Source organism: Paraburkholderia tropica (genome assembly GCF_014171495.1).
Taxonomy (GTDB): Bacteria; Pseudomonadota; Gammaproteobacteria; order Burkholderiales; family Burkholderiaceae; genus Paraburkholderia; species Paraburkholderia tropica.
The window spans coordinates 1,555,625-1,582,067 of sequence record NZ_CP049134.1 but is presented as its reverse complement, the minus strand read 5'-3'; the positions used below and the strand labels follow the sequence as shown (position 1 = coordinate 1,582,067).

General features: G+C 65.5%; 24 protein-coding genes. 4 read left to right on the top strand and 20 right to left on the bottom strand.

Annotation, left to right across the window (positions count from 1 at the left end):
• Positions 1-12 precede the first annotated feature (12 nt).
• The 13 genes from G5S35_RS07060 to G5S35_RS07000 all read right to left on the bottom strand — a co-directional run bounded on the left by G5S35_RS07060 (position 13) and on the right by G5S35_RS07000 (position 17,126).
• The gene (locus G5S35_RS07060; protein WP_065057458.1) at positions 13-1,743 is read right to left on the bottom strand and encodes a SpoVR family protein; all 1,731 of its coding nucleotides are present in this window, start codon (positions 1,741-1,743) and stop codon (positions 13-15) included.
• The gene (locus G5S35_RS07055; protein ID WP_065057457.1) at positions 1,740-3,008 is read right to left on the bottom strand and encodes a YeaH/YhbH family protein; all 1,269 of its coding nucleotides are present in this window, start codon (positions 3,006-3,008) and stop codon (positions 1,740-1,742) included. The genes G5S35_RS07060 and G5S35_RS07055 overlap by 4 nt, the downstream gene beginning before the upstream one ends.
• Before the next feature lie 164 nt (positions 3,009-3,172).
• Positions 3,173-5,095 carry a PrkA family serine protein kinase gene (locus G5S35_RS07050; protein WP_065057456.1) on the bottom strand — a complete coding sequence of 641 codons (1,923 nt, stop codon included), beginning with the start codon at positions 5,093-5,095 and terminating at the stop codon, positions 3,173-3,175.
• A gap of 695 nt (positions 5,096-5,790) precedes the next feature.
• The gene (locus tag G5S35_RS07045) at positions 5,791-6,552 is read right to left on the bottom strand and encodes a 2-keto-4-pentenoate hydratase (RefSeq protein WP_074984120.1); all 762 of its coding nucleotides are present in this window, start codon (positions 6,550-6,552) and stop codon (positions 5,791-5,793) included.
• A gap of 546 nt (positions 6,553-7,098) precedes the next feature.
• Entirely contained in the window at positions 7,099-8,838 is a 1,740-nt protein-coding gene (locus G5S35_RS07040; RefSeq protein WP_183038772.1) for a methyl-accepting chemotaxis protein, read from the bottom strand.
• Positions 8,839-9,024: 186 nt separating this feature from the next.
• Entirely contained in the window at positions 9,025-9,906 is an 882-nt protein-coding gene (gene rbsK, locus G5S35_RS07035) for a ribokinase (protein WP_183038818.1), read from the bottom strand.
• Between the two features lie 171 nt (positions 9,907-10,077).
• Complete coding sequence (locus G5S35_RS07030) at positions 10,078-11,118, bottom strand: LacI family DNA-binding transcriptional regulator (RefSeq protein ID WP_065064742.1); 1,041 nt, start codon at positions 11,116-11,118, stop codon at positions 10,078-10,080.
• Positions 11,097-11,351, bottom strand: coding sequence for a hypothetical protein (locus G5S35_RS07025; RefSeq protein ID WP_146230084.1), 255 nt, complete (start codon positions 11,349-11,351; stop codon positions 11,097-11,099). The genes G5S35_RS07030 and G5S35_RS07025 overlap by 22 nt, the downstream gene beginning before the upstream one ends.
• 43 nt (positions 11,352-11,394) lie before the next feature.
• Positions 11,395-12,411, bottom strand: coding sequence for an ABC transporter permease (locus G5S35_RS07020; protein WP_065064740.1), 1,017 nt, complete (start codon positions 12,409-12,411; stop codon positions 11,395-11,397).
• A complete protein-coding gene (locus G5S35_RS07015; RefSeq protein ID WP_110329162.1) occupies positions 12,408-14,090 on the bottom strand; it encodes a sugar ABC transporter ATP-binding protein in 1,683 nt (560 codons plus the stop codon). The genes G5S35_RS07020 and G5S35_RS07015 overlap by 4 nt, the downstream gene beginning before the upstream one ends.
• A gap of 361 nt (positions 14,091-14,451) precedes the next feature.
• The gene (locus G5S35_RS07010; RefSeq protein ID WP_074984113.1) at positions 14,452-15,408 is read right to left on the bottom strand and encodes a sugar ABC transporter substrate-binding protein; all 957 of its coding nucleotides are present in this window, start codon (positions 15,406-15,408) and stop codon (positions 14,452-14,454) included.
• A 177-nt stretch (positions 15,409-15,585) separates the two neighbouring features.
• Positions 15,586-16,563, bottom strand: a complete 978-nt coding sequence (gene corA, locus G5S35_RS07005; RefSeq protein WP_065064734.1) for a magnesium/cobalt transporter CorA — start codon at positions 16,561-16,563, stop codon at positions 15,586-15,588.
• A 176-nt stretch (positions 16,564-16,739) separates the two neighbouring features.
• A complete protein-coding gene (locus tag G5S35_RS07000; RefSeq protein WP_231957737.1) occupies positions 16,740-17,126 on the bottom strand; it encodes a hypothetical protein in 387 nt (128 codons plus the stop codon).
• 297 nt (positions 17,127-17,423) lie between these two features.
• On the opposite strand from G5S35_RS07000, the gene cydX reads away from it, so the two are divergent.
• Together cydX and G5S35_RS06990 are read left to right on the top strand one after the other, a co-directional pair.
• Complete coding sequence (gene cydX / locus G5S35_RS39395; protein ID WP_074984110.1) at positions 17,424-17,597, top strand: cytochrome bd-I oxidase subunit CydX; 174 nt, start codon at positions 17,424-17,426, stop codon at positions 17,595-17,597.
• Complete coding sequence (locus G5S35_RS06990; protein ID WP_074984108.1) at positions 17,594-18,175, top strand: P-loop nucleotide/nucleoside kinase family protein; 582 nt, start codon at positions 17,594-17,596, stop codon at positions 18,173-18,175. Before cydX ends, G5S35_RS06990 begins: the two co-directional genes overlap by 4 nt.
• A 48-nt stretch (positions 18,176-18,223) precedes the next feature.
• On the opposite strand, the gene G5S35_RS06985 is transcribed toward G5S35_RS06990, so the two are convergent.
• The gene (locus G5S35_RS06985; protein ID WP_065064726.1) at positions 18,224-19,330 is read right to left on the bottom strand and encodes a saccharopine dehydrogenase family protein; all 1,107 of its coding nucleotides are present in this window, start codon (positions 19,328-19,330) and stop codon (positions 18,224-18,226) included.
• Between the two features lie 256 nt (positions 19,331-19,586).
• Positions 19,587-20,051 (bottom strand): Lrp/AsnC family transcriptional regulator, encoded by a 465-nt coding sequence (locus tag G5S35_RS06980; RefSeq protein WP_065064724.1) that lies wholly within the window; start codon positions 20,049-20,051, stop codon positions 19,587-19,589.
• A 275-nt stretch (positions 20,052-20,326) separates the two neighbouring features.
• Between G5S35_RS06980 and G5S35_RS06975 the strand changes: the two genes are divergently transcribed.
• Together G5S35_RS06975 and G5S35_RS06970 are read left to right on the top strand one after the other, a co-directional pair.
• Positions 20,327-20,875 (top strand): Spy/CpxP family protein refolding chaperone, encoded by a 549-nt coding sequence (locus G5S35_RS06975; RefSeq protein ID WP_074984106.1) that lies wholly within the window; start codon positions 20,327-20,329, stop codon positions 20,873-20,875.
• Between the two features lie 250 nt (positions 20,876-21,125).
• On the top strand, positions 21,126-21,560 hold the full coding sequence (locus tag G5S35_RS06970; RefSeq protein WP_183038771.1) for a PGDYG domain-containing protein: 435 nt from the start codon (positions 21,126-21,128) through the stop codon (positions 21,558-21,560).
• 37 nt (positions 21,561-21,597) lie between these two features.
• Here G5S35_RS06970 and G5S35_RS06965 read toward each other — a convergent pair whose 3' ends face one another.
• From G5S35_RS06965 to G5S35_RS06945, 5 genes are all read right to left on the bottom strand, one after another.
• Positions 21,598-21,963: a DUF3022 domain-containing protein gene (locus G5S35_RS06965; RefSeq protein ID WP_065064718.1), complete on the bottom strand. Its 366-nt coding sequence runs from the start codon at positions 21,961-21,963 to the stop codon at positions 21,598-21,600.
• Between the two features lie 43 nt (positions 21,964-22,006).
• Positions 22,007-22,813 (bottom strand): YhfC family intramembrane metalloprotease, encoded by an 807-nt coding sequence (locus G5S35_RS06960; protein ID WP_065064716.1) that lies wholly within the window; start codon positions 22,811-22,813, stop codon positions 22,007-22,009.
• 133 nt (positions 22,814-22,946) lie between these two features.
• Positions 22,947-24,041: a LacI family DNA-binding transcriptional regulator gene (locus tag G5S35_RS06955; protein ID WP_065064714.1), complete on the bottom strand. Its 1,095-nt coding sequence runs from the start codon at positions 24,039-24,041 to the stop codon at positions 22,947-22,949.
• A gap of 2 nt (positions 24,042-24,043) precedes the next feature.
• Positions 24,044-25,009 carry an NAD(P)-dependent oxidoreductase gene (locus G5S35_RS06950; RefSeq protein ID WP_110329158.1) on the bottom strand — a complete coding sequence of 322 codons (966 nt, stop codon included), beginning with the start codon at positions 25,007-25,009 and terminating at the stop codon, positions 24,044-24,046.
• A gap of 63 nt (positions 25,010-25,072) precedes the next feature.
• Positions 25,073-26,356, bottom strand: coding sequence for an MFS transporter (locus G5S35_RS06945; RefSeq protein WP_074984101.1), 1,284 nt, complete (start codon positions 26,354-26,356; stop codon positions 25,073-25,075).
• Positions 26,357-26,443 lie beyond the last annotated feature (87 nt).

The following is a 26,443-nucleotide window of genomic DNA, read 5'->3' as shown; positions in this document are numbered from 1 at the left end:
CCGAACGCCGCGCTACACCTTGATGGCCGGCGGCACATAACGGCATTCATAGCGCTTTCTCACCGTGCCGTTTTCATCGACGCTTTCGAGGTAGACGTCGAATTGCCAGAGCCGCGCCATGTGGCGCAACACTTCGTCGGTGTCGCCCGAAAGATGGCGATTGTCGCTCATGAAATGACGCAGCGTGAGACTGCGGTCGCCGCGCGTATTCACCGACCACACCTGGATGTTCGGCTCGCGATGATGCATGTCGTACTGCCGCGAGAGCGCCTGACGCACGTACTGATAACCGCTTTCGTCGTGAATGGCCGAGACTTCGAGCGCGTCGCGCATGTCGTCGTCGAGCACGGAAAACAGGCGCATTTCACGAATCAGATGCGGCGACAGATATTGCGCGACGAAGCTCTCGTCCTTGAAGTTGCGCATCGCGTAATGCAGCGCCTTGAGCCACGGGCTGCCGGCCAGTTCCGGGAACCATTTGCGGTCTTCGTCCGTGGGGTTTTCGCAGATGCGGCGAATATCGCTCATCATCGAAAAACCCAGCGCGTACGGATTGATCCCGCTGTAATACGGCTTGGTGACCGGCGGCTGATACACGACGTTGCTGTGCGAGTGCAGGAACTCCATCATGAAGCCGTCTTCGAGCTTGCCCTGCGCATAGAGCGTGTTGAGCAAGGTGTAATGCCAGAACGTGGCCCAGCCTTCGTTCATCACCTGGGTCTGGCGCTGCGGGTAGAAATACTGCCCGACCTTGCGCACGATGCGAATGACTTCGCGCTCCCACGGCTCCAGCAGCGGTGCGTTCTTCTCCGCGAAATACAGCAGGTTTTCCTGCGGCTCGGGCGGATAGCGCTCGTCGGTTTCCTCGGCGATCGGCTGCTGCGTTTTCGGCAGCGTGCGCCAGAGTTCGTTGACCTGCGATTGCAGATACGCCTCGCGTTCGCGCCGCATCGCGGCCTCGCGTTGCAGCGACAATTTCTGCGGACGCTTATAGCGATCCACGCCGTAATTCATGAGCGCGTGGCACGAATCGAGCAGTTCTTCCACGCGATCGAGCCCGAAACGTTCCTCGCATTCGGCGATGTAGTTCTTCGCGTAGACGAGGTAGTCGATGATCGCGTGCGCGTCCGTCCAGAGACGGAACAGATAATTGCCCTTGAAAAACGAGTTGTGCCCATAGGCCGCGTGCGCGATCACGAGCGCCTGCATCGTCATGGTGTTCTCTTCCATGAGATACGCGATGCAGGGATTCGAATTGATGACGATCTCGTACGCGAGACCCATCTGGCCCCGGCGATAGCTTTTCTCGGTGGAGAGAAAGTGCTTGCCGAACGACCAGTGGCGGTAATTGACCGGCATGCCGACCGAGGCATACGCATCCATCATCTGCTCGGCGCTGATCAATTCGAGCTGGATAGGATACGTGTCCAGTTCGTATTGCTCGGCAACCTGCGCGATGTGCGTGTCGTACTCCTCGATCAGTTCGAAGGTCCAGTCGGATGGGCACGGCAACGGCCGTCTGTCGGCTACGTTCATATGCAATTCCCTGGTGTCCGGGAGCCGGCGTTCAGGGAGATCCGCTTGAGGAAGCCCGTGCGCGCCTTCGCGCCCGGGATCGGCAACGTGTCCCCCCATTTCCGTGGCGGCCGCGTGATCGCCGTGCTGTCCTGTTCCGTGGCCGCCCGTCTTGCGGCGCTCCGGCTCGTAGCCGCGCGCCTCGTTGTGCAGGTGGCGTGTCGTCATGAGTGCTCCACCTGCTTTTCGAAAAGCTCCCGGAAAACCGGGTAGATATCCGCCGCCGTGTCGACCTTCTTCATCGCCAGCGCCGGCTGGGTGAGCGCCAGTTGCGCATACTCCAGCCAGAGATTCTGCTCCTCCGGCGTCACCTGGATATACGCAAAATAGCGCACCTGAGGCAGGATGTCATCCTGGAGCAACTTGCGGCACTTCGGCGAATCGTCGGTCCAGTTGTCGCCGTCCGATGCCTGCGCGCCGTAGATGTTCCAGTCGCTCGGCGAATAACGCTCCTCGATCACCTTCTTCATGAGCTCCAGCGCACTCGACACGACCGTGCCGCCGCTTTCCGTCGAATGGAAGAAGGTGTCCTCGTCCACTTCCTCGGCGCGCGTGTGGTGCCGGATGAACACCACCTCGATCTTCTCGTAGTTGCGCTTGAGAAAGAGGTACAGCAGGATGAAGAAACGTTTGGAAAGGTCCTTGCGCTGCTCGTCCATCGAGCCGGACACATCCATCAGACAGAACATCACGGCCTGGCTCGACGGCTGCGGCTGCTTCACGCGGTTCACGTAACGCAGATCGAACGGGTCGATGAACGGGATGCGCCAGATGCGCCCGCGCAGGTGGTGGATTTCGTCTTCGAGCGTCTTGATTTCATCGCGCCGGTCGGACGGATCGGCCATCAGCGCTTCGAGCTGCTGCTCAAGCGTATGCAGTTCGTTGACGAGCGGCGCGCCCAGCGCGATGCGCCGGCCGAGCGCGCTGCGCAGCGAGCGCACCACGTCGATGTTGTTGGGCGTGCCCTCCGCGGCCCAGCCCGCGCGGATGCTTTTCCACGTGGGGACGGCCATCAGATGGGTTTTGACGAGACGTGGCAGTTCGAGGTCGTCGAAGAAGTACTGCATGAATTCTTCGCGGGAGAGCTCGAACACGAAGTCGTCCTGACCTTCGCCCTCGTTGCTCGCCTGACTGCCGCCACCACCGCCGCCGCCTTGCGGACGCGCAATGCGGTCGCCGCGAATGTAATCCTCGTTGCCGGGATGGACCATCTCGCGCCGCCCTCCCGGACCGTGCCGGAACGAAGGCTCCGCGATGTCCTTGCGCGGAATGGTGATGCTCTGGTTGCTTTGTATGTCCTTGATGCTGCGGTCACGCACCGCTTCCGAGACGGCGTGACGAATATAGTTTTTCACACGGCGCAAAAAGCGCTCGCGATTGGCAATGCTTTTGTTCTTGCCGGCCAGCCTGCGGTCGATGATTTGATGAAGCACATCCAGTCTCCCGCTCACGTTTCGAATGGGCGAGGTGCGCAGTCTGCGTGCCAGGCGCCGCCGCTACCCGCTTGCGGCTGCGTGGCCTGCGCCCCGCCGGATTTCCTTTTTGCGCCGCCGCATGAGCGATGCGGCGGCGCAGCAGGAAGGTGATGCCTGCGCGTTCATGACGACTTGCGCACACGCAGATACCAGTCGCAGAGCAAGCGCACCTGCTTCGGCGTGTAGCCCTTCGCGACCATGCGGTTGACGAAGTCTTCATGCTTGCGCTGCTCTTCCGCCGATCCTTTTGCATTGAACGAGATGACCGGCAAAAGTTCTTCCGTATTCGAGAACATTTTCTTCTCGATCACCACGCGCAACTTCTCGTAGCTGATCCACGCCGGGTTTTTACCGGCATTGGCCGCACGCGCGCGCAGCACGAAGTTCACGATCTCGTTGCGGAAGTCCTTCGGGTTGCTGATGCCCGCGGGCTTTTCGATCTTCTCCAGCTCGGCGTTCAAGGCCGCGCGGTCGAAGCTCTCGCCGGTGTCGTGATCGCGGAACTCCTGGTCCTGAATCCAGAAGTCGGCGTACGTGACATAGCGGTCGAAGATGTTCTGCCCGTATTCCGAATACGATTCCAGATAGGCGGTCTGAATCTCCTTGCCGATGAATTCCGCGTAACGCGAGGCCAGCACGTCCTTCACGAAGGACAAATACTTCTGCTCGGTTTCCGGCGGGAACTGTTCGCGTTCGATCTGTTGTTCGAGCACGTACATCAGGTGCACCGGATTCGCCGCCACTTCGGTCGAATCGAAGTTGAACACGCGCGAGAGAATCTTGAACGCGAAGCGCGTGGACACGCCGTTCATGCCTTCGTCCACGCCCGCGAAGTCGCGATACTCCTGATACGACTTCGCTTTCGGATCGGTATCCTTGAGATTCTCGCCGTCGTACACCTGCATCTTCGAAAAGAGGCTGGAGTTCTCCGGCTCGGCCAGACGCGTGAGCACCGACATCTGCGCCATCATCTTGAGCGTGCCGGGCGCGCAGACCGCCTCGGCGAGCGACGAGTTGCGCAGCAGCTTCTCGTAGATCTTCATCTCTTCCGAGTAGCGCAGGCAGTACGGCACCTTCACCACGAAGATACGATCGAGTAGTGCTTCGTTGTTGCGGTTGTTGCGGAACGCCTTCCATTCCGACTCGTTCGAGTGCGCGAGGATGATGCCGTTGAACGGAATCGCGCCGAATCCTTCGGTGCCCTTGAAGTTGCCTTCCTGGGTGGCCGTGAGCAGCGGATGCAGCACCTTGATCGGCGCCTTGAACATTTCGACGAATTCGAGCAAACCCTGATTCGCGAGGCACAAACCGCCGGAATAGCTGTAGGCGTCCGCGTCGTCCTGCGCGTATTGCTCGAGTTTGCGGATGTCGACTTTACCGACCAGCGAGGAGATGTCCTGATTGTTCTCATCGCCCGGCTCGGTCTTGGCGATGCCGATCTGCCGCAGGATGGAAGGATAGCGGCGCACCACGCGGAACTTGCGGATATCGCCGTTGTACTCGTGCAGGCGCTTGACCGCCCACGGGCTCAGGATGCTCTTGAGATAGCGGCGCGGAATGCCGTATTGCTCTTCGAGTATGGGGCCGTCTTCGTCGTAGTCGAACAGACCGAGCGGCGACTCGTTCACGGGCGAACCCTTGATCGAGTAGAACGGCACGCGTTCCATGAGCTGCTTGAGGCGCTCGGCGATGGACGATTTACCGCCGCCCACCGGACCGAGCAGATAGAGAATCTGCTTCTTTTCTTCGAGTCCTTGCGCCGCATGGCGGAAGTACGCGACGACCTGCTCGATCACGTCCTCCATGCCATAGAACTCGCGGAAAGCCGGATAAACCTTGATGACCTTGTTCGCAAAGATGCGCGACATGCGCGGGTCGTTGCGAGTGTCGATCTGTTCAGGTTCGCCGATTGCCGTCAGCATGCGTTCGCCAGCCGTGGCGTACGCACTGGGATCTTCCTTGCAGAGCGCGAGATACTCCTCGAGCGAGAACTCCTCCTCTCGCGTTTTTTCGAAGCGGGTCGCGAAGCTGCTGTAGATATCCATGCTACCTCCTCGCCGAGATCTGCGACCGATGTCGTGCGCGGCGCGCTAATCGGAAACGACATCGCTCGAATTCATCCTAAACCCTTTTGAATTTTTTTTCACACAAAATCGCGCCAATTCAAGGGCTCGTTTTAGTGCTTGGTGCTACGCGGATGTGCGTCTTACAATGATCTTCCCACCCGCGCAAGATTCACGCCTCAAGCGCATTTCACCTGCTCGCCGGCAGCGTGCCAGCGTCACGTCATGGCGCCGGAATTCGACGCTCAAACAGCATTACGGCAGCCAGGCTGTTTCTCCTTAAACGCTTTGGCGCGCAACGCGTGCACACGCCGCATCAAACTCCTTGTAACGCCCTATGACGAGCCTGTTGTCCGCACACGTCATCGCTAATTTTTTCCCGTTTTACGCGTCGAAAACACCCGCGTCAGTGACCTGCCGCGCATTGTCGCGCGTGCGTGAGTGCGCTGGCGCACGACGGAAAACGCGCTGAAATCGCGCGCAAACTGCCCCTATCGTCAGTAGTGGCTTTGCCGGTGATTTTCATGCGCAATCGCGGTGCAAAGTGCCGGGCTTTGAGCGGGCATAGTGCGCGCATTGTGCAAGCGAGCGGCAACAAAAAAGGCCGTCACGCAGTATGCGCGACGGCCCTTCGCCAGAGTGGCTTCGAGGACTCGGGGAAACCCCTTGTCCCTTGATCAGACGAACTCGATTTCGACCTCGCCGAGACCATCGATATGTCCGTGCAGCAGGCCCGGACCTTCGATGCGGTGCGCCCCTACGTAAGAACCCGTGGTGATGGTCCACTCGGGCTCGATGGTGATGCCCGACGCCGCGCAATGATTGACGAACCACACCAGCAGTTCGCGCGGATCGCCGGCCGGATTGCCGGGCGCTTCGGGCACGAGCGAGGCGCCGTCGAAACTCAGTTCGAGTTCGGGTGCGACAAAGTCGAGCGCGCGTGCGAGCGTGGCATAGGGCTGCGCGTGGCCCGTGATCAGCGCGCCGTTGTTCTGGAAGTCGGCGAGTTGCGCGAGCGGCGCGACGTTCGGCCATTCGGCGAAGCGGCTGTCGACGATTTCGATGGTGGGCAGGATCTGCCCGACGTGCGCGAGCACTTCGTCGCGCGAGTAGACGTCGGCGCGCGGCGCGAGCGGCTCCGCGAAACGGAACGCGATCTCCAGTTCGACGAGCACGCGAAAGAAGTTCTGGCGCTCGACGCGCGCGGGCGACGGCAGCACGAGCGCGCCCGGAATCGGCGCGCCGGACGCGGCGGCGCCGGGCGAGCGCGCACCGATTTTCCAGCCGCCCGTGCCCTTGCCGAGACCGGCGATGACCGCCTGCTGGATCGCGTAGGCCGTGGCGGCGTCGGGCGGCAGGCGCTCGGGCTCCAGCGTCGCGATGAGCTGATGGCGGTGGCGCGCGTTCACGAGGCGTTGCGCGAGATCGTCATGCGTCATGTCTGGGTCCTTTTTTTGTCCGTTCGCGCTGCGGCAAGCGCGGCGCGCATTGCCGCAGCGTTCCGTCATCTGCCGGGTTGCGGTGCGACGCGGCGCGCATGCCGTCCATTGCGCCGCTCGATTGTGTTGCGCAGCGATGCGGTGCGCCCTCCCTGGCGCTCTTGCCTGACCGCAGCGCTACCCCGTTGGTTCCGGCCATGCGTTTCAGCCGGGCTCGTGCCGACGTGCCGACATGCGCGTGGTGCGGCGCCGTTGGCATCACACCGCGCGTTGCGCCCGTCTTTGCGCCCCGTTTCTGCGAGGCTGCCGCGCAGTGTACCGCGCGTCCCTGCCGGCGTGCGTGACACGGCTCACAATGTACCGTAAGCACGACCGCGAGGCGCGTGTGCGGGCAGCACAGGCGAAAAAAACGCCGCTGCGAGGCAGCGGCGTGTCGGGCGATCGTTGTGTGCCGATACGGACGTCATCGGGACGCGATCAACGCGGGATCAACGCGCTATCGGTGTGTTATCGAGGCGCCATCGGTGCAATGACGGCCGGCGGCGATCAGAAGGTTTCCCAATCGTCGTTCGAACCTGCTGCCACCGGCGCTGCGGCCGCGGCCGCAGGACGCGCAGCCGGCGCCGGAGCCGACGCGCGCGGCGCGGCCTTCGCGGCCGGCTTCGCCGCCGCACGCACGACCGGCTTCGACGTCACCTTCGTGCTCGTCGAACCGAACGAGCCCATCGACGCAGCCGGGCTGCCGCTGTCGTCGAGCGAGAACACGGCCACGGCCGCACGCAGACGGCTCGCCTGGTCTTCGAGCGATTGCGCCGCCGCCGCCGCTTCCTCGACGAGCGCCGCGTTCTGCTGCGTCACCTCGTCCATCTGCGTGACCGCGCGCGCGACCTGGTCGATGCCGCTCGACTGCTCCTGCGACGCCGCCGCGATCTCACCCATGATGTCCGTCACGCGCTGCACCGCGCCGATGATTTCCGTCATCGTGCGGCCCGCTTCGTCGACGAGCGCCGAACCCGCCTGCACGCGCTCGACCGAGGTGTCGATCAGCGCCTTGATTTCCTTCGCCGCCGCCGACGAACGCTGCGCCAGGCTGCGCACCTCGCCCGCGACCACGGCGAAGCCGCGGCCTTCCTCGCCCGCGCGCGCCGCTTCCACGGCCGCGTTGAGCGCCAGAATGTTGGTCTGGAACGCGATGCCTTCGATGATCGTGATGATGTCGGAGATCTTCGCCGAGCTTTGGTTGATGTCGCCCATCGTGCCCACGACCTGGCTCACGACCGAGCTGCCCTTGTTGGCGATTTCCGAGGCGTTCGCGGCCAGCGCGCTCGCCTGGCGGGCGTTGTCGGCGTTCTGCTTCACCGTGCCGGTCAGTTGCTCCATGCTCGACGCGGTCTCCTGCAGCGCCGACGCCTGCTCCTCCGTGCGCGACGAGAGGTCGATGTTGCCCGCCGCGATCTGGCGCGTGGCCGTGGCGATCGATTCCGTGCCGGCGCGCACCGAGCGCACCGTATCCGTCAGGCTGCGCTGCATCTGCGCGACGCCGCCGAGCAGTTCGCCCATTTCGTCACGCGAGCGCACCACGACCGGGCGGCGCAGATCGCCGGCCGCGATCGCCGAAAACGCGCCCAGCGCCTCGCCGAGCGGCTCGGAAATCGCGCGGCGCAGCGAGAGGAACGAGAACACCGACGCGCCAATGCCGACCAGCAGCGCGACGATGGCCGCAATACGCAGTTCGCTGAACGCCGTCTGCGCCTCGTCGTAGCCTTGTTGGGCCTGCTGGATCTGGAACTTGTCGAGGGCGGAGTCCGCCTTCGAAAGCTGGTCATAGGCCGCCTGCAGCGCCTTCGCGCCGTCGAGCACCTTGCTCTGGTCGCCTGCCGCCACGGTCGCCCCGAAACTGTCGGCGATCTGATGCAGCGCGTCGCGGCGCGCGGCAACGTCCTGGGCGAGACGGTCTTCGTCTGCGTCGCGCGGCAGGTTCAGGTATTTCTTCCAGAAGTCGTCCGAGATGCCGCGCATGGCGCGTGCGCGTTCGATCGTGGTGGCCGCGTCCGGCGTGCCGATCTGGAACGCCGCGCGGTCGAGCGCGAGACGCTCGCGCGCCGCATAGATCTCCGACATGTTCACCGCGCGGCTGCTCGGCATCTGGTTGCTAAAAGTGTTGCGGTACGCGTCGTTCGAACGCGAGAGACCGAGCATCCCCACCGCGCTGATCGCAACGATGAGTGCTGCGAGAAAACCCATCGTGATGCCGATGCGTGCCTTGATGCTGATGCCCTTGTTCATGGCTCTCCTTGCCTGCTGCCGTGAGGCGGGTGATCCGCCCCGAAATTTGAATAACTGCACTAATTTCGTTTACGGCAAACGTTTGAAGAGCTTGAAATAGTTATATTGTATGAAGATTAGGCGAAAATCCGCCGGCCCCGTATTTACAAATCCGGAACCACAGGACGCCTCCTGGAAGGCCCATTTTCAGCCTGCGGGACGGACTTCCGCGAGGGTGGGAATCGAAGGCTGCGCGCCCGCGCGCGTGACGGACAGCGAGGCCGCGCGCAGGGCGAACTGGATCGCGGGCTCGGCGGTCACGCCCGCCGCGAGCTGGGCGGCCAGCGCGCCGATAAAGGTGTCGCCGGCGGCGGTCGTGTCCACGGCCGCCACGCGCGGCGCGGGCCAGTGTTGCGGCGCGGCGTCGCCGAGCAGTGCGCACACGCCCTGCGCGCCGAGTGTCACCAGCACGTTGCGCGCGCCCGCCTGGCGCAGTGCCTGTGCGGCGCGTGCGGCGTCCTCGGGGGTGTCGATCGTCAGACCCGTGAGCGCGGATGCTTCGAGTTCGTTGGGGACGAGGTAATCGACGAGCGGCAGCCAGCCGGCGGGTAACGGACCGATCGCGGGCGCGGGATTGAGGAGGGTGAGTTTGCCCAGACGGCGGGCGGTCGCGAGCGCGGCATGCACCGCGTCGGTGGGCGTTTCGAGCTGACAGATCACGACGTCCGCCGCCGCGAGCGCCGCTTCGTGACGGGCGAGCGTCGCGGGCGTCACCTGCCCGTTGCTGCCCGCGACGATGACGATAGCGTTCTGGCTTGTCTCGTCGACCACGATCAGCGCGACGCCGGTCGGCGCATCGGGCGAGGTATCGAGCGCATCGCAGTCGATACCCTCCGCAAGCAGTCCCGCGCGCAGCAGTTCGCCGTTGGCGTCGGCGCCCACGCAGCCCACCATCGCCACGCGCGCACCCAGGCGCGCGGCCGCCACGGCCTGATTGCCGCCCTTGCCGCCCGCCACCTGCGCGAACGCGCAGCCGGCCAGCGTCTCGCCCGCGCGCGGCAGACGCGGCGCACGCGCGACCAGATCCATGTTCAGGCTGCCGACCACGGCGACGCGTCCCGCCGTCGTCGTCGGTGCAGTGTGTGCAGTGTCAGCTGCGTTCGGGCTTGCGTGAGTCGTCACTGTGTCCCCTCGTGTGCAGTGGCCGCTGCTGCGGCTGCGGCTGCGCCTGCGGCGAGGACGTCGTCGCGACGTTCCGCGTCAGGCCGCCAGCGATGCCGACGCCGGCGCGCACCACGGCGCCGTCGATTCGCGCGGCATCAGTTCCGGCGCGATCACGCGGCGCAGCACCGACACGCCATCGCGCGCGCGCGGCTCGCCGCCGATGCGCTCGATCAGCGTGAGCGCCGCCATTTCGCCGAGCGCGCGGGCGGGCTGCCCAACCGTTGAGAGCGCCGGCCACGTGAAATTGCCCAGTTCAATGTCGTCGAAACCGATGATCGAGCAGTCGGCCGGCACGCGCAAGCCGCGTTCCGCCGCCGCCCGCAGCGCGCCGATGCCCATCATGTCGTTGCCCGCGAAGATCGCGCTCGGGCGCACCGTGTCGAACAGCTGGGCCGCGGCGCGATAACCGCCCGCGCCCGAAAAATCCGCTTCGACGATCGCGCCCGGCGCGATCTCGATGCCGCGTTCGGCCATCGCGCGCAGGAAACCGTGCATGCGCATCGCGCTGACCGCCGTCGTGATCGGCCCGGTGATGCAGCCGATGTTCGCGTGGCCCAGTTCGATCAGATGGCGCGTCGCGAGCCACGCGCCGCGCTCGTGATCGATCTGCACCAGATCGGCGTTGAGCCCTTCGATGTTGCGGTCCACCACCACGATCGGCTCGCGGGTGTCGCCGAGCGTCGCCGCAAGCACCGCGTCGTCGCCCGCCGAGGCCACGATCAGCCCGTCGATGCGCTTTTCCTGCAGCACGCGCAGATAGTTGCGCTGCTTTACGGGATCGTCGTCGGAATTGCAGAAGAACACGCAGTAGCCTTTCTTCGCACAGCCGTCCTCGACGCCGCGCGCCAGCTCCGCGAAATACGGATTCGTTCCGTTCGGCACGACGAGCCCGATCGTCGCGGTCGAGCGCGCCTTGAGCGAGCGCGCGACCGCCGACGGCACGTAGTTGAGTTCGCGTATCGCGCGCTCGACCTTGGCCCGCACGTCCGCCGAGACCGGACGCGAATTGTTCACCACATGCGACACCGTCGTAAAAGACACCCCCGCCACTGCGGCTACATCCTTGATCGTCGCCATCTTGTATGTTGCTCCTGCTTCGTGCTGCCGTTTGCTACTGCTGCCGCCACGCGGCGGTGATTGCTCTCGTCGCCCGCGCTGGTCCAATGCGCGGGCACGCCTTCGAATGTCTTCTTCTTGCCGCGGTCCGAGCCGTCGCGCCGCGCCTGGTTGCGCGCGCAGCGTTCGTCTACCGCTTTTATCGCTTCATCTGTTGCTGCCGGTTCCTGCTGGTTTTTCCGTCGATGCTGCATTGCACGGCTAGTCGATACTTTTCCGATTCCCTTCCGACGCCCATCAAGCCTTGCGTTTGCCGCGCCGGCTGCGATACGTATCGAGCACCACCGCCACCACGATCACCGCGCCGGTGATGATGCGTTTGGTCGGCTCGTTCGCGCCGATCTGCGCAAGCCCCGCCGCCAGCACGGAGATGATCAACACGCCGAAAAACGTGCTGATCACCGAACCGCGCCCGCCCATCAGACTCGTGCCGCCGATCACCACGGCCGCGATCACCTGCAGCTCCAGCCCGACGCCCGCGTTCGGATCGGCGGCTTCGAGGCGCGACACCTGAAACAGCGCCGCGAGCCCGGACAGCGCGCCCATCAGCGCGAACACGATCACCTTGTAGGGCCGCGGATCGACGCCCGCGAGCCGCACCGCTTCCTCGTTGGTACCGATACCAATCAGATAGCGGCCGAACACCGTGCGCGTGAGCACCAGCTGCGCGATCACCATGACCGCGACGGCGATCAGGAACGCGGGCGAGATGCCGAACGCGATCGGATTCGAGAGAAAATCGAATGCGTCGCCGATATAGGCCGTGCGCGAATTCGTCATCTGGTACGCGAAGCCGCGCGCGGCTTCCAGCACGCCCAGCGACACGATGAACGACGGAATCCGCCAGCCCACCGTGACCGCGCCCGTGAGCGTGCCCGTGGCCGCCGCGGCCAGCACGCCGAGCACGGCGGAAGGCAGCGCGCCGAGTCCCCATTTGAGCGCCGCGACGCTCACGACCGACGCGCCCAGCGCAAGCACCGAGCCCACGGACAGATCGATGCCCGCGATGATCAGCACGAAGGTCATGCCCACCGACATCACGACGAGATCGGGAATCTGGTTCGCGATCGTACTGAACGTATCGTATGTCAGGAAGTGCGAACTCAACAGCGAGAACAGTACGATCATCGCGACCAGCGCGAGCGCCAGCCCGAGGTAATTCGAGAAGCCGAAACGCGTGCCCGCGGGCTTGCCGCTCGCGGCTTGCGGCGCGGGCTGATTCGTTGCCGGTTCGCGCAACGGTCCGTTCGTCATGAAGCGCTACCTCCTGCGTCTGTGTGCACGTCGCCGGCGGCCGGCAGATCGGCCGCGTCCGCGAGCATGGCGTCCTCGGCGCGATAGCCCGCGAACGCGGCGCCAAGCAACGCGTCCTGACTCCACGCGCCGCGCGCGAATATCCCCGTCATCCGGCCTGCCGACATCACGCCGATGCGGTCGCAAATCAGCATCAGTTCGCGCAGATCGCTCGACACCACCACGAGCGCGCGGCCTTCGCGCGCCAGTGCGCCCATCAGCGCATAGATGTCGAACTTCGCGCCGACGTCGATGCCGCGCGTCGGCTCGTCGAACAGCAGCACGCGCACGTCGCTGTTGATGCGCCGCGCAAGCCAGCGGCCGATCACGACCTTCTGCTGGTTGCCGCCCGACAGCTCGCCCACCGGCTGGCCGGGACCCGCCGTGCGAATGCGCAGCGCCTCGATCTGCGTGCGCGCGAGCGCGTTTTCGCGCGCCGCGTCCACGATGCCGTACCGCGCCACGGCCCCCACGTTGCCGAGCGACACGTTGGCCGCGACTGGTTGCGGCAGCAGCAGCCCTTCGCCCTTGCGATCCTCGGTGATGAGCGCGATGCCGTGGCGTACCGCGTCCACGGGCGAATCGATCTTCACCGGCTGCGGCGCGCCGCCGTCCTTGCCCGCGAGCGCCACCGTGCCGCGCTCTTTCGTATCGGCGCCGTAGATCAGGCGCATCAACTCCGTGCGGCCCGCGCCGATCAATCCCGACACGCCGAAAATCTCACCGGCGCGCACCTCGAACGAAACGTCGCGCACCGCGTTCGCCCGGCTCAAACCGTCCACCTTGAGCAAGGGCGCGCCGATGCGCCGCTCGCCCAGATCGATCTGCTCGCCCAGCTCGCGTCCCACCATCAGCGCGACGATGCGCTCGGGCGTGAGATTCGCCATCGCGTCGACGCGCACGAGGCGGCCGTCACGCAACACCGCCACACGCTGCGCGATGCGCTCCAGCTCTTCGAGCCGGTGCGAGATATAGACGAGCGCCACGCCGCGCGCCTTGAGCCGCGCGATCTGCTCGAACAGCAATTCGACTTCGCGGCCCGTGAGCATCGCCGTCGGTTCGTCGAGGATGAGCACGCGCAGCGGCGCACCGCCCTGCGTTTCGTCGACGATCAGATTGCGCGCGATCTCCACGAGCTGCTGATGGCCGATCCCGAGTTCGCCCACGAGCGTGTCCGGGTCGATCGCCTCCAGTCCGACCTGGGCCATCGCGGCGCGTGCGTCCTCGCGCAGGCGCGCGCGATCGATCCATCCCGTCCAGCCCAGCGCACCGAAGCCGCGCGAACGCGGCAGCCGGTTCAGAAACAGGTTCTCCGCGACCGACAGCGTCGGCAGCAGGTTCAGCTCCTGCATCACCATGCGCACGCCGAGCGCCTCGGCGTCGTTGCGGCTCGCGGGCGCGTAAGTCTGCCCGCCCAGCGTCATCGCACCGGCGCTCGGCGCGGTCAGGCCGCCCACGATCTTCGAAAGCGTGCTTTTGCCTGCGCCGTTCTCGCCCGTGAGCGCAAGCACCTCGCCGGCGTGCAGCGCAAGGCTGACGTCGGCGAGTACGGGCTGCTCGTAGGTCTTGCCGACGCCCTTGACCGTCAGCACGGCGTCGGCCGTGGCTACCGGGTGGGTGTCGGGGGCAATTGCATCCATCACGATCCTGTAGTCGCGGGCTGCGCCGCCCAGGTCCGCGGGCACGCCTCGTGGTTCCGCCGGCGCGTCCGGGCGGTTGCCATCCGGACGATCCCGCGGTTGCGACGCCGGGCGGCTGGCCCGGACATCGTCAGGCGACGGCGCGGGAAAACGGGCCTTCCCGCCGCCCGGATGCACACGCGCCCATCACCGACGAAATAACGGCGGCGCCGCAGCTTTCTTGAGCGCTTATTGCACGAAAAGTATGAAGAATGGCCGCGCGCCCGCCGCACCGGGAAATCGCCGCGCGTCGGTTGCACCGTTATGCACGCCGAAAATTCGGCATGCATAGCGTGTGCGCGCCGCGCGCCATGCACGGCGCTTACTTCGTGACCAGCACCACGGGCGTTTCCACCACGCCCGACAGATCGGATTGCTTCTTGTGCTCCTTGATGGCCTTGAGGGCGGTATCGATGCCGAACACGGCCTGTTTGGCGGCGTACTGGTCGGCGGTCGCGAGCACGCGGCCGTCCTTGAGCATCGGCTTGATGGCGTCGATGTTGTCGTAGCCCACCACGTAGACCTTGCCCTGCTTGCCCGCCGCGCGCACGGCCGAGACCGCGCCGATCGCCATGTTGTCGTTACCGCAGAGCAGCGCCTTCAGGTCGGGATACTCGTTGAGCATGGCCGAGGCCACCGCATTGCCCTTGTCGATTTCCCACTCGCCCGACTGGGTGGACACGATCTTCGCGCCGAGCGCGTCCATCGCGTCCTTGAAGCCGGCCGTGCGCTGCTGCGCGTTGGTGGTCGTCGACACGCCTTCCACGATGCCCACCTGGTCGCCCGCCTTGAGCTTCTTCGCGAGGTAGTCGCCGACGAGGCGCGCGCCCTTGCGGTTGTCCGGCCCGACGAACGGCACGTTCAGGTTCTTCGACTTGAGCACGTCGGGATCGAGCCGGTTGTCGATGTTCACGACGATGATGCCCGCGTCCACGGCCTTCTTCACGACCGGCACGAGCGCTTTCGAGTCGGCGGGCGCGAGCACGATGGCGTCGACCTTCGAGACGATCATCTGCTCGACGATCTGGATCTGCGCGGCCGTATCGGTTTCGTTCTTGATGCCGTTGGTGACGAGGTCGAAGGCGCCGGCGTTGTGCTTCTGGTAGTCCTTCGCGCCGTTTTCCATGGTCAGGAAGAACTCGTTGGCGAGCGACTTCATGACGAGCGCGACCTTGGGCTTGTGGGCCGCCGCCTGCGCATGAGCGGCGAGCGGCGTGAGCGCGACGGTGGCGAGGGCGACGGCCGTGCACAGCACGCGACGGCGGATGCGGAAGTTCATCGTTTGTGTCTCCGGTTTGTCTGGCCCGGTGCGGGCCGTATTTCTGGTTATGCGCAAACGTTTGCAAGCATCCCGAAACGGTGGACGGGATGCCGGTCCTTCTCTTCTCTGCGTGTTACGCCTTCAGTCCTGCCATGCGGCCACCCGTCCTGGCGGCGGTTTGACCCGGAGTTTGACTCAGAGCCACCCGCCGCGGCGGAACAGAAAGTACAGCACGATGTCGATGCCGGCCATCACGGCCAGACAGGTTTCGTAGCCGTATTTGTAATGTAGCTCGGGAATGCGTTCGAAGTTCATCCCGTAGATACCCGCAATCATGGTCGGCACGGCGAACAGGGCCGCGAACGAGCCGAGCCGCTTGGTCACCTCGTTCTCGGCGAGCGAAATCATGCCGAGATTCACCTGGATCGCCGTGACGATCATTTCGCGGCGCGCGTCGATCGTGTTGGACAGGCGCACGAGGTGGTCGTACACGTCGCGATAATACGCCTGCATGCCCGCGCAGATCTGCGGAATGCGCCCGCCGATCAGCTTGCCGACGGCGTCGAGCAGCGGCGTGACGTGATGCTGGAAGATCACGAAACGGCGCTTGAGCGAATAGAGATCTTCGATGATGGCGCGCGAGGCCGCGAGATTGTGCTTCTCGAAGATGCGGTCCTCCAGTTCCTCGATTTCGCTCGCGAGCGATTCGAGCACCGGCATGTAGCGATCGACCACGCTGTCCATCAGCGCGTAGAGCACGAAACCCGAGCCTTCGCTGAGCAGTTCCGGCTCGCGCTCGCAGCGCGCGCGCACGTCGGTGAAACCCTGCTGCGCGCGGTGGCGCACCGAGAGCACGAAATTCTTGCCCGCGAACACGTTGACCTGGCCGGTCACGAGTTCGCTGTCGGCGTCGAGTTCGATCGTGTGGAACACCGCGAACAGCGTGTCGCCGTATTCCTCGATCTTCGGGCGCTGGTTGCCGTTCATCACGTCTTCGATCGCGAGCACGTGCAGCCCGAATTCCTCCTGCATCGCGGCCATCTCGCCCGCGTCGGGATCCTTGAGTGCGACCCAGACGAAGCACTCCGGTTTCTGCAGATAGTCGCTGATGGCCTCGACATCGATGTCGGCCAGTTTCTTGCCGCCCTGATACGCGGCGCAATTGATGAGCATGTCGTGTTCGTCCTGGCGGCGTGCGGAAACTGAAAGCTTTGCAAGCCGCTCGTCCTGAAGTTGAATCGTTTCGCTGAAGCGGTTCCCAGTGTAAGCGCTGGATTGACCAGGCCGCTGGCTAGCAGGTTCCGCGCCCGGGTCAGTGCGGCGCCTCGGCGGGCGCGGACGCGGCCGCCTCAGTGCGGCACGCGCCGGATGCCGATCCGATGATCCTTGTCGAACGTTACGCTGGCGAAGCTCGTATAACGGGCGTCGACGAGAAAACGCAGTTCGACGACCGGATCGAACTGCGTCGAGACGCCGATGCGGTGCACGCCGGGTTTCAGGTAGAACGTGACGTGCTCGCCGTCCATCAGGTCGGTGACGCGCTCGCCGTCGAGGTAGACGGGCGCGTCGCGGAATTTGACGATCACGTTGCCGGTGCGCTCGCGACGCACGTCCACGGCCACGAGCCCTTCGCCGGGCGTGGTGTAGCCGGGCTTGAGGATGCGTGCGGCCGGGACCGGCTTGAACGGCGCGGCGGCCGCGCGCTCCTCGGCGCAGCCGCCGAGCGTCAGGCACATGAGCAGACTCAGCGCCACTGTCAGGGCGGCGCACGAGACCGCGGCAAGCGACGCCCGCCGGTTGCGCATCCTGCCTCCCGCCCCGCTCCCCGACGACGACACGCTCACTCCGCTCGCTCGCATGGACGCTCTCCCCTCGTTTGTTCTGTCATTCGCCGGTGATGCGCGACCGGCCGGTCAGGCCGATGTCGCGATGTTCGCGTGCGGTCCCATGATATACGCGCGGCGGCACGAGGCGCGCGGCGATGGAGTATGCTGTCCCGAAATTCATCGGGCACCCGCAGGAGGACGCGAGCGATGTGGTATTTCACGTGGATACTCGGCATTGGCGTCGCGCTCGGCTTCGGCATCATCAACGTGATGTGGCTCGATGCGAACGGCAAGTTCTTCGAGCGGCCCGGCGACACCCCGGCCTCCAGCGGCGACGATGGCCGCGCCCGTGTGCCGGCAGCACCGGAAAGCCGTTCGTGACGAGACTCGTGATGGTGTGCGGTCACGCCGGCACGGGCAAAACTTCGCTCGCCAAACGCCTGATCGGCCCGCTGGCGCGCGCGACGGGCGAACCGTTCTGCCTGCTCGACAAGGACACGCTCTATGGCCGCACGAGCGCCGCGACGCTCAGCGCGCTCGGTCAGGACCCGCATGACCGCGACAGCCCGCTGTTTCTCCACCATCTGCGCGATCCCGAATACCAGGGGCTGCTCGACACGGCCCGCGAGAATCTCGCACTCGGCGTGAGCGTGCTGGTGGTCGCGCCGCTGTCGCGCGAGGCGCGTGAGCGGCGTCTCACCGATCGTGCGTGGCTGGGCGTGGACGCCGATGTGAAAGTGGCGGCCGTTTGGGTGCGCTGCGACGAAGCGACCGCACAGCACCGCATCGTGGCGCGCGCCCATCCGGACGACGCCTGGAAGCTCGCGCATTGGGACGATTACCGGCAGCGCCGCATCGACCCGGTCGGCGCGGCACTCGACGCGCTGATCGCGTTCGACACCACCTCGCCCACCGACGCGGACTACGACGCGCTATTGCAGCGCCTGCAATCGTTGTGACGGCGGCCGCCGACTGAACGCCGCGGCCGCCTCTGCTTCCCACCTGACTTAGACCACCGCCGCCGGAGCACGCGCATCGAGCGTCGCGCCCTCGTACACCTGACCGAAGCGGTTGGCGAGGAATTGCGGCAGCGACACCTGCTCCTGACGCACGAAGCCCGCTTGCGGCAGACGCTTCTCGCGGAACAGATCGAGCACCGCGCACATCGAACCGGCCGTGGTGATCTGGATCGCGCTCATCGGCATGCCGCAGACGGTCTTCGCGAAGATCTTGCGCGTGAAGACTTCCTGCACGAGCTGGCCGTTGCGCATGCCGGTGACGGTCATGAAGATCAGCACGACGTCCTGCTCGGTCGACGGAATCGCGCGGCGCATGATGTTCTTGAGCGTGTCGCGGTCGCCTGAAAGACGCAGATCTTCGAGCAGGAATTGCATCAGCGCGCGATGCCCAGGATAACGCACCGACTTGTAGTCGAGCGACTCCACGCGGCCCGACAGCGTTTCGCACAGCGTGCCGAGTCCGCCCGAGGTGTTGAACGCCTCGTACTCGACGCCGTCGAGCGAAAAATGTTCGAGTCCTTCGAGCGGCTGCACCCATTGCATGCGGCTGTCGCGAATCGCTTCACAGGGCTGGCAGTATTCGTTGATGAGACCGTCCACGCTCCACGTGAGGTTGTATTTGAGCGCATTGGTCGGAAACTGCGGCAGCGCGCCGACGCGCATTTTCACTTCGCGGATCTCGGTGAAGCGGCTCGCGAGCGCGTGCGCCGCGATGCCGATAAAGCCCGGCGCGAGACCGCATTGCGGCATGAACGCGTGATCGGCGCCTTCGGCGAGCGCGCGGATCGCATGCGTGGCGCGCACGTCCTCGGTCAGATCGAAATAATGCACGCCCGCACCCTTGGCCGCTGACGCGACATTCACGGCGAGGTAATACGGCAGCGCGTTGATCAGCACGTCGTAGCCTTCGAGCGCGCCGCGCAGCGCGGCGGCGTCGGCGGAGTCGACGCGCACGGTGGGAATGCCCTGCGCCGAAAGCGCGTCGAGCGCGCGTGCATCGCGGTCGAGCGCGGCCACTTCGTAGTCGCCGGTTTCGCGCAGCATGTGAGCAATGGTGTGGCCAATCAGGCCGGCGCCTGCAATCGCGACTTTCATCTCGCCTCTCCTTTTCATGTTCTGTGATCGATGGGCTTGCGGCGCCCGTTCGCAGACAGTCTAGGGAGGTGCAAAATCAGTTGATAGGCGCAAAATGATGCGCTTTGTCGTCGACTTTCGTCATTTCGACGAAGGTTTTCGTCAGAGTGACGAAAAAGGGTAAAAACAGCGTAAAAACGCGCCGCGGCAAACCGCGTCGGTGCGCTTCAATCCGCTTCAATCCACCCCAATCCGCTTCAATCCACCCCAATCCGCTTCAGCCCATCACCGTACCGCGGTCGATCTTGCGCGCGAGCACGATCGACGTGGTCGTGCGCTCCACGCCCTGCATGCCGCCGATCTGGTCGAGCAGATCGTTCAGCCGATCGGGCGAATCGGCGCGCAGCCACGCCACGTAGTCGTATTCGCCGCTCACCGCGCAGAGCAACTGCACCTCGGGCATCTTGCCGAGCCGCTTCTGCACGTCCGGCCCGTGACGCGGCGCGATGATCAGTCCGACCCACGCCTGCAGGCTCGCGTCGAGCACGTCCTGGCCCAGGCGCACGCCATAACCGGCGATCACCTGCGTGCGTTCGAGCCGCGCGATGCGCGCGAGCACCGTGGTGCGCGCGACGTCGAGCTGACGCGCGAGATTGGCCACGCTTTCGCGCGCGTTTTCCTGCAGCAGCGCGACGAGGCTGCGGTCGAGGTCGTCGAGTTGGTCGAGGCGCGGCGGTCTCATCGAGGAAGCGGCTCTCTATGTGAAGAAACGTTAAGAAGCTCGCGCCATTATCGCGCGCGTGGCCACGACAGCGAAAGCACGCCGCCACCTTCATGCGAGCCGAAATGCGATGCGCACTGCGTATTTCAGGGTATTTCGGAGCGTTTCGTTTGTAAGCAGTTGTGGCATCGCAGCCGCTTTTACACGATAACGTGGTACTAATATCGGCTGTTAACCCGGCCTCGCTGCCGGGTAACGCGCCTACTCGCTACGAAACGAAGATTCAAGGAGCAACAATGAAGAAAGCTTTCGTCATCCTGGCCGCTACGCTGTCCATGAGCGGTGCGTTCGCGCAAACCGCCGCGTCCACGCCTGCGGCTGCCGCGGCGTCGGGTGCCGACGTGCGCGCTGCACAGCATCAGCAACGCGTGGAAGAGCGTATCGCTTACCTGCACTCGGCGCTGAAGATCACGCCCGAGCAGGAGCCGCAATGGAAGGCGTTCGCCGACACGATGCGCAACAACGGCGAGACGATGGCCACGCTGTACAAGCAGCGCGCGGACAGCGAAACGTCGCGTAACGCGCTCGACGACATGAAGCAGTACGCGCAGATCAGCCAGGCGCACGCCGAAGACATGCAGAAGCTCGTGACGGCTTTCGAGCCGCTCTACACCAGCCTCTCGCCGGAACAGAAGAAGCTCGCCGACACCACCTTCCGTCACCGCGGCCCGGGTCCGGGCGCGAAGGGTCCGGCTCACGGCAAGCACAAGGGCAAGCCGAAGTCGAAGGCGCCCGCAGCGGCAGCCAGCGGCGCGGAAGCCGCAAGCGCGCCGGCAGCCGAGTAAGCTCGCTGGAGGCTGCGCCGCTGCAGGGCCACGGCTCGAAGCGGCGAAGCCTTGCGGAACCTGCGAAGGCCGGGCATCATGCCCGGCCTTTCTGTATTTCTGGACTGCGCTTCCGGACGGTATTTCCGGACGGTATTTCCGGACGGTATTTCCGGACGGTATTTCCGGACTGTATTTGCGGGCCGCTTTTCTAGCCTATATTTCAGGCAGTCGTTTTCCGCTTTCCCTGCTTTCTGCGCCTTCCGCCACCATGATCGAACTGAACCAACTCGACCTCGCCACCGATCCCGCCGCGCAACGCGTCGTCAAGGACGAAACCGTGACGGTCGAATTCGCCGCCGCGCCCGGCGAGCTGATGAGCCTCGAAGGCCCGAACCGCTACGCGCAAGGCGACGCGATCATCACCGGCGCAACCGGCGAACGCTGGGTGGTCTCGCGCGACCGTTTCGATCCGAAATACCTGCCCGCCGATGCCGCGCTCGCGCACGGCACGCCCGGCGCGTATCGCAACCGCCCGTCCGTGGTGCTCGCCAAACGGATCGACGAACCGTTCACTATCGTGCGCTCGGCGGGCGGCGACCGCCTCACCGGCGCGGCCGGCGACTGGGTCATGCAATACGCACCCGGCGATTACGGCGTCGTCAAAGCCGCGCGTTTTGCGAAGGTCTACCGGCTGGCGGACTGAGCGACGCGCTCGTCGCTTCATTGGGCGTCCGTCGCGCTCAGGCAAACTCTTCGTCCAGCGCGAGCGTCACGTCGCGCGGCGTTTCCTCGCCCTTCGCATGCTGCTCCTCGAGCGAGCCGATGGTCGCTTCCACGTAGGCGCGCAACACCGCGAAGCTGCGTCCGCGCAAACGCGGCGGCAGCGCGCGGTAACGCGCGAGCGCGGCGGGCGCGATGGCCACCGAGAGCGTCATGCGGCGTGCGGCGGCGCCCATGCGCATCGCCACCCAATGCACGACGAGGAGCGGCGCGCCGTTATCGGCGGGCTGCTCGCTAAAACGCGTCTGTTCCGGAAACAGATCGGCGATCACGCGCGCGAGCTCCTCGAAATCGGGACTCGCGCATTCAAACAGATAGTCTTCCATCGCTGACCAAAAAAGTGAAAAAGCGCTGCGGTGCAGGACTCTATCAGACGGCGCGCGCGGGGCGTCCGGGCGCGCAGCGGCGGAACAGCACGACGGCCACCGCGACTGCCACGACCGCATAGAGCGCATCGACGGCGACGAGCGGCACGAGTCGCGCCTGGAACATCGCCGCGGGCACGTCGATCAGCGCGTGCAGCACGATCGCGAGCGGCAGGATCGACTTGCGTCCCGCCTGTACGCCGCGCCACATCAGCACCGACAGACCGATCTGGAACACGAAGGCCGCCGTGCGTTCGAGCGCGAAAATGCCGGCCTGCAGCGGCGACAGCGTGGCGAGCACCAGATGCACGCGCAGCACCGAATCCATCGTGAGATTGCTCAGATGCGTATCGAGCTCGCCGCGATTGGCGAGCACCGCGAAGAAGATCCACTGCAACTGCACGAGCACGCCGACGAACCACGCCTCCGCGCCGCCGTGGCCGATGCCGTAGGCGAGGCCCGTGCTGTCGACGGGCGTGTTGGGCAGACGCCCGCCGCGGCGCGCGAGCATGCGCATCGCGATGTAGCGCCCCACTTCTTCGCAGACGCCCGCCGCGAGCGCGCCGTAGAGCACGAAGGCGAGCGGATTTTCGAACAGTTGCGCCGTGGCCGGATTCTGATGCAGCACGAAGTCGTTGAGTCCGCGTTCGAGCACGGTCGCAAACAAGGCGAACACCGCGACGCCGGAAATGGTGTCGCGCCAGTCGAATCGGAACGGCTTGCGCAGCCGGCGATAGACGGTAATGGGCAAAACGGCGACGAACAGCGTGGCGAGCGACAGGCAGACGAGCGTGACCGGATCTACGTGCATGGGTTTCCTTGTGACATCCGGCGCGCCGGGCGCGCGCCGCAGCCCGAATCATCGCAGATATCGGGCGGCTCGCGCAGCCCCGGCTGCGCGCCCATGGCGCGTCGCGCGCGTTTTTGTCCGGGCGCTGCGGCGTTCAGCCGAGCGTCGACGCGCGCACGACGAGTTCGCCGGGAAATGCCGCCGCGCGCGCGGCGGGCGCCGCGCCTTCGATGCGCTCGTGCAGAAATTCCACGGCGCGATAGCCGATCTCGCGCGTCGGCTGGCGGATCGTCGTGATGCCGGCGAGTTCGGCCCATTCGGGATCGTCGATGGCGATCAGGCCCACGTGCTGCGGCCATTGCGCGCCGAAGCGCGCTTTCAGATGCAGCGCGAGGCGCAGTGCGACCGGCGCATTCGCCGCGAACAGCGCGCAGCGCGCGCCACGCTTCGCGGCCTGGGCGAGATGCGCGTCGAGTGCGTCGAGCGCGGGCGCGACGGCGTCTTCCTCGCGCAGATCGAGCACCTGCGTCGCGTGCGCGACGGTTTTGGCATGCTGTGCGTCCTGCGTCGCGTGGCGAAACGCCGCTTCGCGCTCGCGCCGCGAACTCACGTGTTCGAACGGCTGCACCACGAACACGAGGTCGTCGTAACCGCGCTCGAGCAGATGCTCGACGCCGAGACGCACGGCCGCCGCATTGTCGAGACCGACCACGTCGGCGTCGAGGCCGTCGACGGTGCGGTCCACCAGCACGGCCGGAATGCCGCCGCTGCCGACCGGCTTGAGCATCGACTCCCGCACGCCGAGCGCATTCACGATCACGCCTTCCACGCGATACGTCGTCAGCAGTTGCAGATAGCGCCGCTCCATGTCGACTTCGTTGGCGGCGTGACAGATCAGCGGCATGTAGCCGAGCGCATGGCACGCCGACTCCACGCCTTGCAGCACTTCGACCGAATACGGATTGGCGAGGTCGGCGAGCAGCAGCCCGAGCAGACGGTTGCGGCCGCGCTTGAGGCCGCGCGCCATCTGGTTGGGCCGGTAGTCGAGGCGCTCAATGGCGGCTTCGATGCGCGCACGCAGATCGGGCGACAGCACCGACAACTCGCCGTTCAGATAGCGCGAAATGCTGGTCTTGCCGGTGCCCGCCTCGCGCGCCACGTCGCTGATCGTCGCGCGGCGCGGCGCGGCCGCCGGGGCGTCTGCGTGCGGGTCTGCCTGAGTGTCTCGATGGCCGCCGTCCACGCCCATGCTCATCGCGCGAGCACCTCGCGATTGACGATGTTGTTGCGCAGCGTGCCCGCGAGCGCGCCGACGAGGTTTTCGGCGGCGTTGCGCGCCATCGCGTGACGCGTTTCGTGCGTGGCCGAGCCGATGTGCGGCAGCGCCACCACGTTCGGCATGCGCAGCAGCGGCGACGCCGGATCGATCGGTTCCTGATCGAACACGTCGAGCCCCGCGCCGTGAATCGTGCCCGCTTCGAGCGCGGCGATCAGCGCCGGTTCGTCGACGGTCGCGCCGCGCGAGGCGTTGATCAGGATCGCGCTCTTCTTCATCTTGCGGAACTGCTCCGCGCCGATCATGTGGCGCGTGGCGTCGGTCAGCGGCACCTGCAGGCAGACGAAATCCGACTCCGCGAGCAGCGTGTCGAGTTCGACGCGGCGCGCGCCATACTCGCGCTCGGCCGTCTCGTTCGGGCTGCGGTTGGTGTAGAGCACGTTCATGTTGAAGCCCAGCGCCGCGCGCCGCGCGACCGCCCCGCCAATGCGTCCGAGCCCGACGATGCCGAGCGTCTTGCCCTGCACGTCCACGCCGAATTGCGGTGCGCCGATACTGCCCTTCCAGTGGCCCGCCTTCACCCAGTCGGCCAGTTCGACCACGCGCCGCGCGCTCGCGAGGATCAGCGAGAACACGGTGTCGGCGGTCGATTCGGTCAGCACGTCGGGCGTGTGCGCGAGCACGATGCCGCGTCGCGTGAGGTCGGCCACGTCGAACTGGTCGAAGCCGACCGAGATGGTCGACAGCGCCTTGATGCGCGTGCCGTCGAGCATCGCGGGCGTCACCTTCACGCTCGCGCCGATCGCGCCGTCGGCGTCCTTGAGCGCGGCGGCGAGCGCTTCGGCGTTGTTGCCATCGACGAATTCGACTTCGGCGTGCTCGCGCAGATACGCGGTGACGTCGTCGGGCAAGGCTTTGTAGGCAACGATTTTCTGCTTCATAGGTGCGCTATCTCTCGAATGCTTCAATGCGGTCGGGACGGTGTGACGATGTTCTTGAAAGCGTTATTTTCCATGTACTGGCGCGGCATAGCCAGCCGCGTCGTCGCGCTGCGGCTTGACGGCGAGCGTGAGACCCACCGCGGCCACCAGCGCCGCGCTCATGAACGCATAGGATGCCGCAGGCGAGCCGGTCGCGCCATTCAGATAGCCGACCACGTACGAGCCCACGAACGAACCGAGCGCGCCCATGCTGTTGATCAGCGCCATCGCGCCGCCCGAGACGTTCTTCGGCAGCAGCTCCGGCACGATCGCGAAGAACGGGCCATACGGCGCGTACATCGCCGCGCCCGCCACGATCAGCAGCGCGTACGAAAACCAGAAGTGCGTCGTGCCGAGCGCGTACGAACCCGCGAAGGCGAGCGCGCCGACCAGCAGGAACGGCCACACGAAGGCGCGGCGATTGTCGAGCTTGTCCGACGCCCACGACGCCGCGAGCATCGCGATGGTAGCAGCGAGATACGGCAATGCCGAGAGCCAGCCCGTTTCGACCATGCCGAGCGCCGAGCCGTTCTTCACGATCGACGGCAGCCACAGCACGAAACCATACACGCCGATGCTCCAGCAGAAGTACTGCGCCGAAAGCAGCATGACCGCCGGCGTGCGAAACGCTTCGGCGTAATTCTTGACCGGCTTGATGGCGGCCTGTTCGGCGCGGAACGCGGCGTCGAGCGCGCGCTTTTCGTCGTTCGAGAGCCACGTCACCTGGGCGGGTTTGTCGCGCACGAGGCACCACCAGCACACGGCCCACACCACGGCGGGCACGCCCTCGGCGATGAACATATGACGCCAGCCGAACGCGTGCACGAGATAGCCCGAGACCACCGACATCCACAGCACCGTGACCGGATTGCCGAGGATCAGGAAGGTGTTCGCGCGCGAGCGTTCGCTCTTGGTGAACCAGTTGCTGATGTAGATGAGCATCGCGGGCATCACCGCGGCCTCGACGACGCCGAGCACGAAGCGGATCGCCATCAGCGAGGGAATGTTGGAGACGATGCCGGTGAGCGCCGCGCAGCCGCCCCACAACACGAGGCTCACGAACACGAGCTTGCGCACGCTGCGGCGTTCGGCGTAGACCGCGCCCGGAATCTGGAAGAAGAAGTAGCCGAGAAAGAACAGCGCGCCGATCAGCGACGAGAGCGCCGGGCTGATGCCCAGGTCGCGATTGATGCCGGCCGCCGACGCGAAGCCGTAATTCGCGCGGTCGAGATACGCGAGGCTGTACGTGATGAACACGATCGGCATGATCGCCCACCAGCGGCGCGGTGCGAGCGAGGTTGAGGTCATCGATGTCTCCTGTTGATCGCATCGGGCGCGGCTGCGCCTCGTGCGGCCCCCTGCATGGCGGATGGCTGCCGGGCGGCGGTTCAATTG